This is a genomic window from Liquorilactobacillus oeni DSM 19972, assembly GCF_001436275.1.
Taxonomy (GTDB): domain Bacteria; phylum Bacillota; class Bacilli; order Lactobacillales; family Lactobacillaceae; genus Liquorilactobacillus; species Liquorilactobacillus oeni.
This window is the reverse complement of sequence record NZ_AZEH01000039.1, coordinates 377,428-390,848: the sequence shown is the minus strand read 5'-3', so window position 1 is coordinate 390,848 and position 13,421 is coordinate 377,428. Positions and strand designations below refer to the sequence as shown.

Genomic DNA, 13,421 nt, shown 5'->3' with positions numbered 1-13,421 from the left:
TCATGAGGATGGTAAAGGTATTATTGCTGGTTAAACCTAAGAATGAAGAATTACAACAGCTGCAAAAAGAATTTCAAGGAGTTACTTTTTCAACAGATCTGCAAGCTGCCCGAGATGCTGAAGTAATTTTGGGTTGGAACAGCAAATTGTCGCAGACAATTCTGGAGAATAAAAAACTACGCTGGATTCAAGCTAAATCAGCTGGAGTAGATTACTTTCCACTTAAGGAATTGAAAAATCGCGGTATTATTTTGACTACAGCTTCTGGAATACATTCACGCTACATCGCTGAAACTGTGGGAGCATATATTCTCATTGAAAACCGCGGGTTGAGGCCTATCATCAAAAATCCCGGAAAATGGATTGAACCGCAAGTCTTGGAGACTACAGAACAAACTGTGTTTATCTTTGGCACGGGTCATATTGGCACTGAAATTGCACGTTATTGTAAATTTTTTGGCATGAAAGTTATAGGTGTTAATCGTCATGGCGCCGATAAAAAGTTAATGGATATTTTTGATGAAGTTATTACTATGAATCAATTTAAGGAGCAGTCAAACGAAGTTAAAGCAGATTATGTAATTAATATTCTCCCAGGAACTGCAGCAACTAGGCATTTTTTTGATAAGGAAAGATTGAAAAAATTTACCCCTGATTATACATTCATTAATGTCGGCAGAGGAAGTTCAGTTGTAACTGCTGACTTGCAAAAGTTGTTGGCAGATCATTATCTGCGCAGTGCATACCTTGATGTCTTTGAAAAAGAACCATTGCCGGTTTCTTCGTCATTATGGCATTCACAAGAAGTTGTAGGTACTCCGCATATTTCAGGCTTGATACCCCATTTTAATGCTGCCTTATATCCACTTTTTTCTGAGAATCTCCGCCATTATTTCGCGGAAGAACCATTGCACAATACAATAGATTATGGAAAAGAATATTAAAAGGGCCGGGTCAGAACTTATGTTTTGGCTTTGTTTTTTGGGCTCTTTTGCAATTTCATATTAACGCGTTTCAATAGTCAGTCTTATCCGCTTAACCACGAATTACTCATAATTTTAATTTGAACCTATGTTTGTAATTAGCAGTTAATTGCTCGAAGTCCAACAACTAGTGGAATACTTCTTTTGTGCTTGTTTAAGACTGTAATAGTACTGGTTCAAAATTGATTTGGATTGAAAAAGAACAGTTATAGGTCAGTAAGATTACATACAGTTGTTAGAATACTGTCAGTGTGCGGATAGATTTTGCAGACTGATGAAGTTGACTGATACTGAGTAAATAGTTTTAAGAATTAATAATAGTTGTCAACGTTATGATTAGTTATAAAAAATACGATTAAGGTCAGTTGGATGAAAATAACAGAAATTAGTATAAATAAAAAGATTAAATGATGTAGGATACTGCAGAAGTGAATAATCAACTAAGTTTTGTTTAACTATTATTTAACGTAATAATTTGCGGTTTTTGCCAATAAAAGCCTTGTTGAATAAGAAAATCATTTGCTACTAAAGATTTTACGATTTCTAAATTATTGGTTCCTTCAATTACCAGTTCCAAGCCGTAGTGGTCTGCAAGTACATGCCAAGCTTTTAAAAAGGATAATAAAACTTGGCTGTCCAAGTTTTTAAAAGCTAAAAGTGAAATTTTAATACGATCAATGTTATGCAGGTTATCTGTAATTAATTTTAAAGTATTCTGTCCGCTGTCTATATCGTCAATTACCGTTGTAAAGCCCATTTTTTTCAGGCGGTTCAGGTAAAGTGTTGGTAGACTGTTTTGCATTTTAATACTGTTAGATTCAAGCGGGATTGCTTCAGTTAATTCAACTGCGATGTTTTTATTAAAAGCGGTCAGCTTCTTAAAGAAATTCCAGGTGGAAAGAAAACCCAGTTGTTGGGGGTCGATATTGATATCAAACTTTGAGGCTGCATGGCTCTTTATTACATTTGTTAATTCTGATGAAAACCATTTAAGCAATGCAGCATTGCTTTCTTCTCGAGCAGTCAATAGTTTGAATTCCTTGTAAGGAAAGCAATCATTTATTTTTGATCTTATTAGTATTTCGTAGTCGATAACATCGTTCATGGTCAGATTATGTTGAATTCTAACGACTGGCTGACATGCTAAATAAAAGTCACTTAATATCTTATTTGTATTTACTAATTTATAACTGTCCAATATCATCATTCCCTTTAACTAAAGTATCGGTACTTTTAACGATAATTTAAGATTGCTTTAGTAAATTATTTTCATTTTAAAAATAAGAATTTTGAAATTAATCTTCAGAAATGAATTTATTTTAGATAACCGTTATAATGAAAACTAATTAGGTTAATAAGCTAAGCGCTCAAGTTTTAAAGAAAGGGGCATGAACATAATGTTTGCTATACAAATAAAAGATTATGGTGATGTTAATGTTTTAGAAGAAGTTGAGGTTCCTCGTCCAGAAATAAAACCTAAACAGGTATTGGTTAAGCAGCACGCCACAGCAATTGACCCTTATGATGTCAAGTTTCGTCTGGGGCTTATGGGAAAGGATAAGAAAACACCGTTAATCACCGGTTCTTCTGCCGCTGGAGAAATCGTTGCAGTAGGCAGTGAAGTGGAACGCTTTAAAGTGGGTGATCGGGTTGCAGCAAGTCCGCATCTGCGTTCTTATGCAGATTACGTCGCAATAGGACAATCAAAATTAGCACAGATTCCGGCAGCTGTCGGTTATGAAAGCGCCGCTGCTTGTGCAATGGGAGTACAGACGGCTTATCAACTGACTGAACAGGTTCTAGATCTGAAAGAAGATCAAAAACTTTTGATTCATGGAGCTGCTGGAAGTATTGGTTTTGCTGTTTTACAATTCGCCAAACATCATGGAATAAAAGAAATTTATGCTACTGCAAGCGGGCAGGGTGTCGGTTTTTTACGTAATTTTGATTCACGAATTAAAGTTATTGATTATCAAAAAGAAGACTTTACAAAGAACGTTCCTCAGTTTGACAGAATCGTTGATCCGGTGGGAGGAGAAGTACTGCAAAAATCTTTAAGTGTGTTAAAATCTGACGGAAAACTCATTTCAACGGTTTCTACCTCAGATGATCCTCGTGCAGAACAATTTTTCTTTAAATCGAATGGTCATATTCTGGAAAAAATTTTACAGCAAGTAGCAAAAAATGAACTTTATCTTGAAATTGCCGCAAGTGCACCATTCAACTTGGAAAATTTAAAGTACTTTCAGCAAGCTCAGCATGTAGTCGGCAAGCTGGTGCTTGTATTTTAAAGTAAAGATTGTCAGCTGTTAAAGGCACTGTTTAAGGACGGTGCTTTTTTGTTTAGGTATATGAAAAGAGTTGGATTGAAAAGCGGATTATGATAAATTTTAAATATTAGGAAGTATATCTTAAAAGAAGTCAGTAAGTAATTTTAAAAAATTTTCAAACTTATTAAAATAACAGGTCTCGGAACAGAGGTAGATAAAAATGAAGCAAAGATATAAGATAAATAATCTTCTTGAGTTGAAAGTACCTGAATTAACTGATGCTAAAAAATTATATGAATTGATTGAACATAGTAGACAAGAGATGCAAAAATGGCTGCCTTGGGTTAAAAAAACATTGTCAGCAGCTGATGAGGAAGCTTTTATTCTTTATTCTTTGGGGAGGATCCAAGACGGTAAGCTTTGGTCAATGACAATCTGTGTTGATGGAGTGCCGGCAGGAAGTATTGATATTCATGAAATTAATGTTCAAAACGCACATGGACAAATAGGGTATTGGCTAGGCAGTCGTTTTCAGGGTAAAGGCATTATGACTCAGACACTTGAGGCTACAGTGGCTATCGCATTTGAAGAGCTGGGTTTGCACCGTTTGGAACTGATTGCTGATAATAATAATCAAAAAAGCAAGGCAGTTGCCGTGCGCGCAGGTTTTGCCTTTAACTGTATTTTGCAAGACTATCTTTTAAGTCAAGATGGTTTTCATGATGCTGTTCTTTATTCAAAGCTTTCTGCGCTGAAGAAACCGCAGTTTATTGAACCGATAAATTTATAAGAATGAAGGTTAAATCCGGGTTTTTAAAACTGGGGGGAATCTATTATGAAAATTAATTCTCTTTAATTAAGTTAAGTACAAGCTGCCTATAATTGGCTGAATTTCCGGCAAATTAATGAATTAATATATTACATATTTTTTGAATTTAGGAAGTGTAAGGATGAAAATACTGGGAATTTTGGGAGCACATAAAAGAAGTGGGATGACAGCTAAGATGCTGGAAACCGTTTTGCAGGCAGTTGAACAACCGAACACTGTTAAAATAATTTATTTGGAAGACTTGGTAATTAAGCCTGATATTGAGGGAGTACCTAATCCTGAACTTGACCAGATTGAAAAAGAATTGTTGGAAACCGATGTCTGGGTATTTGCTGCTCCGACATACTGGGGAACTTTAAGTGGCGTAATGAAAAATTTGTTTGATTGTCTGCGTCAGCGTCTTGTACGTTTCGATCATACGGGTGCCAGCCATCCTGACAGGTTTAAAGATAAACATTATGTTAGTTTAACATGTTGCTATACTGGTGCTTTTGAGAATCTGATCAGCGGAGTTACTGATCAGACATTCAAAACTATTGACAAAGTAATGAGTGCAGCGGGTGTCATCAAGGTTACTGAAGCTGTTGTTACAAATACTTGGGGTAAGACAGCTTTATCTTCAAAAAAAGAAAGAGAGTTTTTAGCAATTGGGCACAAGATAAATAATGCAAAAAGGAGAGATGATCGAACAGTGAAACGTTATGTTGAACTATTTTTTATGGTTGCTGCTATGTCTTTGATCACTATGCTGCTGCAAAGGATGTGCAGTTCCTTTCTATCATTAACCAATTTTTGGTTTAATTATGTTTCGTTTACAGTGATCTTTTTTGTTTTACTGGCTTTTTTACTGCATTTTGTAACATTTGTAAAGCATCGGCGCCATTAGATCTTAAAAAAATGTGGTTTGTGTATAGAAAACTAGAAAAGTGTGTCAATAGTCGGCAGGTTTTGAACATTAACTGCAAATTATGAATGCAAACTGAATTTAACTATAAGTAAAAAAATAGGGGGCGTGCCAATAGTCGTTAGACTTTGAGTATTAACTGCTAATTACGAACATAGTCCGAATTTGACTATGAGTAATTTGTGGTTAAGCGGAAAAAGCTGACTATTGAAACACGTTAATATGAAATGAAACACGTTAATATGAAATTGCAAAAGAGTCTAAAAAACTGAGCCAAAACATAAGTTTTGACCCAGCTCCTAGTGCTACTTTTCAATATTCAATCAATGTATCTCGTTTCTATAATTATTGTTCGGATAAACTACTGCACTGGTTAATTATTTTTTTGTTGTGCCCATTTAGCGGCATACTGTTTACCTGCAGTCAAATCATATTGAATTAAAAGATAATCATGCAATAGTTTGCGCTGTTTTGGGGTAAGACTCTTTTTGCTAATAATTTTATTTTCTTGAGAAACAAAGACGTTATATGAACCCTTGGAATTTGCATCATAAGTCGGGTTCGTATTCATTGCCGGCAATTTTTGTGTGACATCCGTTAAGAGAGCATAGTAAGGAGTAACTTTGTTATTACCAGCGGCTAAAGCAAGTGCAGGAAATTGATAAGGACTCGCAACATTTCGTTTTAAAGCTGTATTTTCTTGATTTGAATAGATAAAGTAGTCGGTTTCATGCAGCTGCAAACCATATTTTGACATACTATCGCCTGCATAAATTCCTGGAAGATGATCACCATACCAGACCAACGTGACAGGACGCTTGATCTGATTAATTTGATTGATAAGCGAATGCAACGCCCAGTCAGTATAGTGAATACCCTGAACAAACGTTTGCACTTTGCTGCTGTCTCCCTTAGCAATTGCACTTCCAGAAAGTTTATACTTTTTAGCATTATAGTAATTATTATAAGGCTGATGATTTTGCATAGTTGTCAGTTGAATAAAAGTAGATCCCTTTTGATGTTCTTTGGCTTGCTTGAGTGCTTCTTGATAGGCGGACTGGTCTGAAATGAAACCGCTTCTGTCGATTTTATCCGTATACTTTAGCTTATTTTTGCTGCCAACGTAATAAAATTTTTGGAAGCCAAACTTTTTAAAGACATTAATACGATTATAGAAAGTAGCCGTAAAGGGATGGATTGCAATTTTATTATCGAAAATGTCTGTAAATGCAGGAGCAATTTTTTGCTGCGGAACCAGTTGGTAATACGGAAGGCTGATTTCCGGTGACAAATTGCTGTAGGACAAGCCGGTAAGAGACTGCCATTCAAGGTTGGCGGTTCCGCCGCCATATCCGGTACTAAGCATTACACCCGATGGATTGTCATCTTTCAAGCTTAGTAAATAAGGGATCGGGTTGGGGCTTACTTTCAGGTTAGGAACACGATTAGGGTTACTGTAGCTTTCGCTTAAAACAAAAATAACTGTTTGATTTTTCAAGCTTTTTTTCCGGCTTCTATTCAAAGTTGCTGCTTTTTTTGTATACTCCTGTTGGATTCTTGTAATTTTTGCTTTTGAATATCCAGCCGGCTTAGCCATTATTTTGGAATTCATTTCATTGAAAAATTGAATAATGGGACCATTTGTCTGTGCGTTAGCAGTAGCTTCCCAAAAAATGTTTTGTACTGAAAAAGCATTTTGAATCACAGGGCGGACTATATTTTTTTCATTTGACCAAAGGGTGCAGACGAGAAATAAAGCTGAGCAGCAAAAAACAAATATTCGTTTATGCCAGCTGTGATGGACAAAAATATATTTTTTTTCAACTCTATGTGTAATCAAGATACTTAGAGTTAATAAGAATATTAAGATTCCGATAATAGTATAAAATGCAGCTGCGCCAATCATATTTGCTAATTCGCTAAGTGAGGTGATTGCTGAAAGATCTGCAGGAAGGATTGGCTCATTACGCAGCACGATTTTTAAGTATTCAGAAATAGAGATAAAAATTGAAATACCAGTAACTAAAAAGAGTGAATAGGTAAAACGATTAATCAGACTGTAGATGGCGAAAAAGAAACAAACAAACACCAAAACATTTAAAAGAAGCTGATTTTGTGAAGATATGAGTGTTTGCCGCACCATTTCCAGCGAGTAGGTGTTATTACCGCTTTTAACACAGATAAATTGTATAGCGGTCAGGATTGTACCCCAGAAGATAATAAGCAGCAGACGCCAGTTTTCTTTCAACAGTCGAATGACGAAAGTTTCAAATTCAAGTAAACATTTTAAATGTGGAATCTCAAAATGCTTGATTAATGCTTGGCATGATTTAAGCCGTGTTGCAAGTTCAAATAAAAATGTCAGTAACAAAGAAATTAAAAAGAGACTACCAACAAGTAATGCAAGCTTAAATGTCCAGTTTGTCAATGAAAGAGTGCTTTGGAAAAAGAAGTTTGTTTTTAAATGGTACTTAACTGTTTGAGCACTGACAAAAAAGTAACCAACTAAAAATATCCACGATGTACTGGGTAAAAGATGATCAAACCAAGCACGCGGGAATGTGAACTGCTTGAAAAGCCGAAAAAGCAGCAGGCTTATTAGCAACGCTAAGGGCGAGGTGCTGCTTAAGAAACGACTCTGCAAATCCGGAGATGTTTGTGAGATCGGTTCCAACTTTAATAAAAGTAAAACAAGAAAGATACAGAAAATAAGACCAGCAATTGTTTTAGAATAGTACCATCTCTTTTGCTTTGAATCCGTTGAAGCATTATCATTATGCAAACTTCCAAGCAAAAACAATGCTCCCAGCCAGACTAAGCTGCTGCCAGAATCAATTCCCCAAATAGAATGCCTGAAGAGCATGGGAACTATCACTGTCAGCCATACTGTCAAAAGAATAAGAGATTTTTTAGCACCGGCAGGTAAAACATTTGTTCTTTTAGCAATTGCAAAACCGCATAAATACCAAATCAGCATGGATACTGCAAAAGGAAAATCATTATGGCTGAAAGGAAAAAGCAAAATCCAAAAGTCGCTGGCTGAAAAGGATTTGTAAAAACAAATTGCAAGAATGACTGCGCTTAACCCAGTGGCAAAATAAAAAAGGCCACTTTTACTTAGATTTTTAATAGGATCTTTTTGCAAAATTGCACGAGAACCCAGGTATAAGGCAATCAAATTTGTTCCCGTAGCACTTACAATTAAGATCAGCCAATAAATAAAATAACGCCATGGTTGAGACTGCATATCGGGGGGAAGCGTTGCAATACTTAAAACCTGATTAACTGTAAATAAAAGCAATGCAAGGATTGGTACAAATGAATATGGAGTTTTTTTCAAGGGGATACACCTTCCAAATTAAAACTAATATCAGTTAATAATAGCACACAAATAAAATACTTTTAATTAAAAGGGAAGTTGTTTTTAGTATATTAGATAAATATATGCTATTAGTTTTTTACGTAAGCTTGACGTACTTTTTACCAAAATAAAACACTTGGCAATATTTTTTTATGTAGAATCAAGTTAGTTACCGGAAAGGAAGAGAATTTTTGAAATTTACTTTTACTAAGGAAGAAAAAAGCTGGATTTTATATGATTGTGCTAATTCGGCCTATTCATTGATTATTGTAACTGCAATTTTACCTGTCTACTTCAAATTTGTTGCAGGTAATGCTGGTGTGCCGGCACATGATACTACAGCTTATTGGGGATATGTGAGTTCATTTTCTACACTGATTATCTCAATACTTGCACCTTTACTGGGGTCTTTGGGTGATTATCTTGGCAATAAAAAACGTTTTTTCCGGTATTCTTTATGGATGGGCGTCATAATGACGGGAGCATTATTCTTTGTCCCTACTGATCAATGGCAATTGTTACTTTTTACATATACCCTTTCGCATGTTGGATACCAAGCAGCAAACCTGTTCTACGATGCATTTATCACGGATGTGACTAACAATGAACGAAATAATTTAGTTTCATCATACGGGTTTGGAATTGGTTATATTGGCAGTGCACTACTTTTTATAGTTGCTATGCTGCTAATTAATACTTCTGCTTTCGGTTTAATTTCTTCCACCCAGACAATTAGATTAGTATTTATAATGACCACGCTCTGGTGGCTGGCTTTTTCTATCCCGATGCTGCGTAATGTCGAGCAGCATTACGGGTTGGTTAAACCCCGTTCACCTCTAAAAGAAAGCTGTCACAGAATACTGGAGACATTTAAAAAAATTCGTAAATACAAGCAGGTAATTGGTTTTATGATTGCCTATTTCTTCTTCATTGACGGTGTCGACACAATTATTACTATGGCAACTGCATTTGGGGTTGACATGGGAGTAAAAACTAATACATTATTGCTTGTGCTGCTGGTTTTGAATATTGTGGTTTTCCCTTGTACATTGGTTTATGGTTGGCTGGCCCAAAAATATGGAACGAAAATAATGCTGCTGACAGCTATCGCTGTTTATTTCTTTATCTGTTTTTATGCCCTTTTTATGAAAACAGTTCTTGATTTTTGGATTCTAGGACTCTTAGTAGGATCTTCTCAAGGAGGTATTCAGGCACTCAGCCGTGCTTATTTTGCACGTATCATTCCTAAGAAACAGGCTAATGAATTTTTTGGATTTTATAACATTTTCGGTAAATTTTCGACTGTTTTAGGACCAATTTTATTTTCGATAACAACCCAGCTGACAGGTTATTCTCAGCTAGGTATTGCCAGCCTAGCACTATTATTTCTTTTGGGGGGCTTTTTTATGCTCCGTTTAAAAGAGGCTCCCATAACACAAGACACAAAGGAAGTAAAAGAGTAGCATTTTTTATCAAGAAGGTGAAAATAATGAAAGAAGATTACATTAAAATGATCAGAAGATTAGTAGGGCATACACCGATTATTTTGAACACTGCTGCGGGTATTGTACTCAATGACAAACACAAGGTTCTCTTGAATCTCAGAGCGGATACTCATAATTGGAGTTTACCTGGTGGTTTTCTTGAATATGGTGAAACTTATGCACAAGCTTGTGTTCGCGAAGTTAAAGAAGACAGCGGATTAGATGTAAAAACAAAATTGCTGTTAAAGACTTTTGATCGAGGGACAGTGGAGTATCCTAATGGTGATGTTGCCCAGACGATCACACAGCTGTTTTTGGTTCGACCTATCGGAGGAGAGTTGTTAGAAAAACAAACCGACGAAACATTAGCACTTAAATATTTCTCCTTTAATGAATTACCTGAGCTGCTTAATATTCAAACAGCAGAGATGATCGCACTTGCCGATAAATGGGTAAAGGACAATTATGATTTATGAAACCAGTAAAGGGATTGGGGCAAAATATAGTTTTTGACCTGATCTCTTGTTTTTTGACCTGGAGTATATGAATTAACGTGCCCCAATAGTCGAATCTGCCTAATCATGAAAATTACACATATAGCTGAATCGCAAAAAGCGTTCTTTTCAAAATCTTTGCTCTTTCGCCAAAATTACGCTACACTTTAATTATAATATAAAGCTGTAGCTCTAAAATAATTCAATTTCGAAGGTGTTTTAATGGAAAACTGGGAAAAGCAAAGAATAAGCACTTTTAAGACGTACTTCCTAGCTGGAATTCTTCCTTTGTTTTTAATGATACTTGTCTGGATAGTTAAGGGAATAGTCCCTTTCGGCACCAATAATTTTTTGGTGAGCGACCTAGGTACCCAGTATATTCCCTTTTTGACAGAAATGCGCCGGCAGATTTTAACAGGCCAAATTAACGCTTATAGTTTTTCTTTAGGTCTAGGCGATAATTTTTTCCCAGTAGCTGCTTATTATTTGATGAGTCCTTTCAATTTAATATGCCTTTTTTTTAGATCTGAGCAGGTGCCTCTAGCTGTAGAATTTATTATTTTACTTAAAATAAGTGCGATGGGACTCACTTTTGCTCACTATCTTTTACAAAAATGCCCTCAAAGAAAACAGATTTGGCTTTTTGCGACAGTGTATGCCTTGAATGGTTTTGTAGCGATGAATTTTTATAATATAATGTGGCTTGACGCGCTTATATGGCTCCCTTTAGTGGTATTAGGGCTTGAAAGGCTGACTCTACAAGGGAAACGCTGTCTTTTTGTAATAAGTTTGACTATCGCAATTTTTTGCAATTACTATTTAGGGTACATGATTGTTTTGTTTACTGCTTGTTATTTATGCTATCTATTAGGGCAAAGAGAGCATACGGGCAAACAAGTTATTAGGATTTTATTGACCTATTTCAAGACACTGGTACAAGTTGTACTTTTAGTGAGCTGTTTGCTTTTACCTACTTTTTTGGGGATGCAAAAGACTGCCAAGACTGGGATTAAAGCTAACTGGTTTTTGCCGCTGCCAGAATTTGGAATAAGTTTTTTTAAACAAATGGGTGTTTCCGGCAGTTCTTACTTGCAGCGATTGGATCATGCTCCTAGTGTCTTCATGGGAAGCTTAGTAGTGATTTTAGCAGTTTTTTATTTTCTTGATTCTAGATGCAATAAAAAAGAAAAAAAGGCAGCTTTTTTGCTGCTTTCATTTCTATTTCTTTCACTTTGGCTGCGGCCGCTTAATACTATTTGGCATTTAATGAATCGGCCGGCTGGTTTTCCTTATCGTAATTCGATTTTTTTGATTTTTTTTACAATTTCTTTAGCAGCCGAGCGATGGCAATTGAGTCAGCATTTTGATAAAAGAAAAATGCTGCTGGTTGCTGGAATTTTTGGCAGCTTGCTGCTGATTAACATTGTTTTTGTTCCATCAGATTATTTCTGGGTCTTATTGTCCTTTGCCGGGATTGGTTTGGTTGCAAGTGCCTTAGTATTTTTGCAAGGAAGAGTACAAAATGCAGTATTGATAATCGTGACCTTAGCAGCATTAAGCGCTAACTTGTATGGTAGTATGGCAGGCATGAAGCTAGGAAATCAAAACAGTTACGAAAGCAGCTATATAAACATACAAAAAAAGATTTTGCAAGCTGACCCCAAGAAAACGATTAGTTATCGTTTACTAGGACGAGGGAACTTTTTTACACACGCTTATCGACAAACTTACAATGATTATAATGATGGATTGTTACTTGGTTATGAAGGGCTTAGCCTTTACAGTTCGACCCTAGATAAATCCGTTAGGCGTTTTCTTATTAATATGGGTTATTTCAGTAAGAATGTACGAAGGATCAGCAGCATTGGCGGATCAGATTTTTCTGATTCACTATTGAATGTGAGGTATTACTTGAGTCAGAAAGATAAAAGCATAAAAATTATAAGGAACCCTACTGCTATAGGAAATGGACTCTTGACGTCTGCTGCTATTAAGAAGGGCAGCTTTAATAAGAGAAATATTTTTGAAAATCAGGAAAAAATTTGGAAAATACTTTTGCCTGGTGAAAAAACACTATTTCAGAATGTGCAGGTTTTGAAGGTTAAGCGTTTAGAAAGGGACAAGTATCTGGTTAAAATTAAAGCTCCTGCAGCCGGGATTTTGTATTGTGCCCAAAATTATTTGGATGAAGATGGGACGCAGCAACAAGTGCTGAAGAAAATAAAAAAGATTAGGGGCACTGAGACTATACAAATAAAGTTATCTTCTTATTCCCGGAAACAATTTAAAAGTAAAAATCTCAAAATTTTGAATCAGGCGCGCTTGCTTGCGGGAATGAAGAAGCTTAAAAAAAATGAATTTCAGCTCAAACATAAAAACGGCAGTTCGTGGCTGATCGGTGAAACTAAAAATATTGATACAAAAAGAATGTTGACATTCAGCATTCCCTTTGACACAGGCTGGCAGGTTTTTTGTAACGGTAAAAAGCTAAAAACAACTCGTTCATTAGGCACCTTTTTAGCTGTATCGCTGCCTAAGGGCAACTCAAAAATAATATTGCATTATCAGACACCAGGCAGCCGGGCAGGGTTGATTTTAAGTTTACTGGGTACTTTCTGGTTGGGAATTGAGTGGCTGTTATTGAGAAAAAAGAGTAGCAGCTGATTTTCTTTGAGATTTTTTTTAATTATATATGTATTTGCTGAAAATCAATAAAAAACTGAAATAATTGCAAACTGAAAGAGTACTTTACTTGACTTTAGAGAGCGTTTACATATACTTAAAGTGTAAGGAGAGATAACTCCATAATAAAAAGTTAGCCACCATATGAGTGGAAGAAGGATTTAAAATATATTTGGGGTTATAGTACTCCTTGAAGGCTGGTGCGTTGTAGATAGTTGCTGTTGAACTCCAATAAAGCTCTTCACACCAAAAGGTTTCACAGATCGATAGAACAAAACGACACTAGCCGAAAAAGGGGCTGTAACAAAACTTGGGTTTTGCTGCAGTTCCTTTTTATTTTATTTTTAATCCTTTATTAGTGTAAGTGAAAACTTTTGAATTTAGCATGATTCTTTAGAACTTAAAGAGTAGAGC

Annotated in this window: 9 protein-coding genes; 7 read left to right on the top strand and 2 right to left on the bottom strand. The window is 35.8% G+C overall.

What is annotated here, in order from left to right:
• The first annotated feature begins 8 nt into the window (after positions 1-8).
• Positions 9-944, top strand: a complete 936-nt coding sequence (locus FD46_RS07055; protein WP_057896452.1) for an NAD(P)-dependent oxidoreductase — start codon at positions 9-11, stop codon at positions 942-944.
• Positions 945-1,434: 490 nt separating this feature from the next.
• Here the strand turns inward: FD46_RS07055 and FD46_RS07050 are convergent, their stop codons facing one another.
• The gene (locus FD46_RS07050; protein WP_268872852.1) at positions 1,435-2,187 is read right to left on the bottom strand and encodes an EAL domain-containing protein; all 753 of its coding nucleotides are present in this window, start codon (positions 2,185-2,187) and stop codon (positions 1,435-1,437) included.
• Positions 2,188-2,380: 193 nt separating this feature from the next.
• On the opposite strand from FD46_RS07050, the gene FD46_RS07045 reads away from it, so the two are divergent.
• The 3 genes from FD46_RS07045 to FD46_RS07035 all read left to right on the top strand — a co-directional run bounded on the left by FD46_RS07045 (position 2,381) and on the right by FD46_RS07035 (position 4,968).
• Complete coding sequence (locus FD46_RS07045; protein ID WP_057896450.1) at positions 2,381-3,274, top strand: NADP-dependent oxidoreductase; 894 nt, start codon at positions 2,381-2,383, stop codon at positions 3,272-3,274.
• Between the two features lie 199 nt (positions 3,275-3,473).
• On the top strand, positions 3,474-4,043 hold the full coding sequence (locus FD46_RS07040; protein ID WP_057896449.1) for a GNAT family N-acetyltransferase: 570 nt from the start codon (positions 3,474-3,476) through the stop codon (positions 4,041-4,043).
• A 160-nt stretch (positions 4,044-4,203) separates the two neighbouring features.
• Entirely contained in the window at positions 4,204-4,968 is a 765-nt protein-coding gene (locus FD46_RS07035) for an NAD(P)H-dependent oxidoreductase (RefSeq protein WP_057896448.1), read from the top strand.
• 391 nt (positions 4,969-5,359) lie between these two features.
• On the opposite strand, the gene FD46_RS07030 is transcribed toward FD46_RS07035, so the two are convergent.
• Complete coding sequence (locus tag FD46_RS07030; RefSeq protein WP_057896447.1) at positions 5,360-8,326, bottom strand: LTA synthase family protein; 2,967 nt, start codon at positions 8,324-8,326, stop codon at positions 5,360-5,362.
• Between the two features lie 212 nt (positions 8,327-8,538).
• On the opposite strand from FD46_RS07030, the gene FD46_RS07025 reads away from it, so the two are divergent.
• The 3 genes from FD46_RS07025 (at position 8,539) to FD46_RS07015 (ending at position 12,989) form a co-directional block, all read left to right on the top strand.
• Positions 8,539-9,810 carry an MFS transporter gene (locus tag FD46_RS07025; protein WP_057896446.1) on the top strand — a complete coding sequence of 424 codons (1,272 nt, stop codon included), beginning with the start codon at positions 8,539-8,541 and terminating at the stop codon, positions 9,808-9,810.
• 26 nt (positions 9,811-9,836) lie between these two features.
• Positions 9,837-10,307, top strand: a complete 471-nt coding sequence (locus tag FD46_RS07020; RefSeq protein ID WP_057896445.1) for an NUDIX hydrolase — start codon at positions 9,837-9,839, stop codon at positions 10,305-10,307.
• A gap of 240 nt (positions 10,308-10,547) precedes the next feature.
• The gene (locus FD46_RS07015) at positions 10,548-12,989 is read left to right on the top strand and encodes a YfhO family protein (RefSeq protein ID WP_057896444.1); all 2,442 of its coding nucleotides are present in this window, start codon (positions 10,548-10,550) and stop codon (positions 12,987-12,989) included.
• The last annotated feature ends 432 nt before the right edge of the window (positions 12,990-13,421 follow it).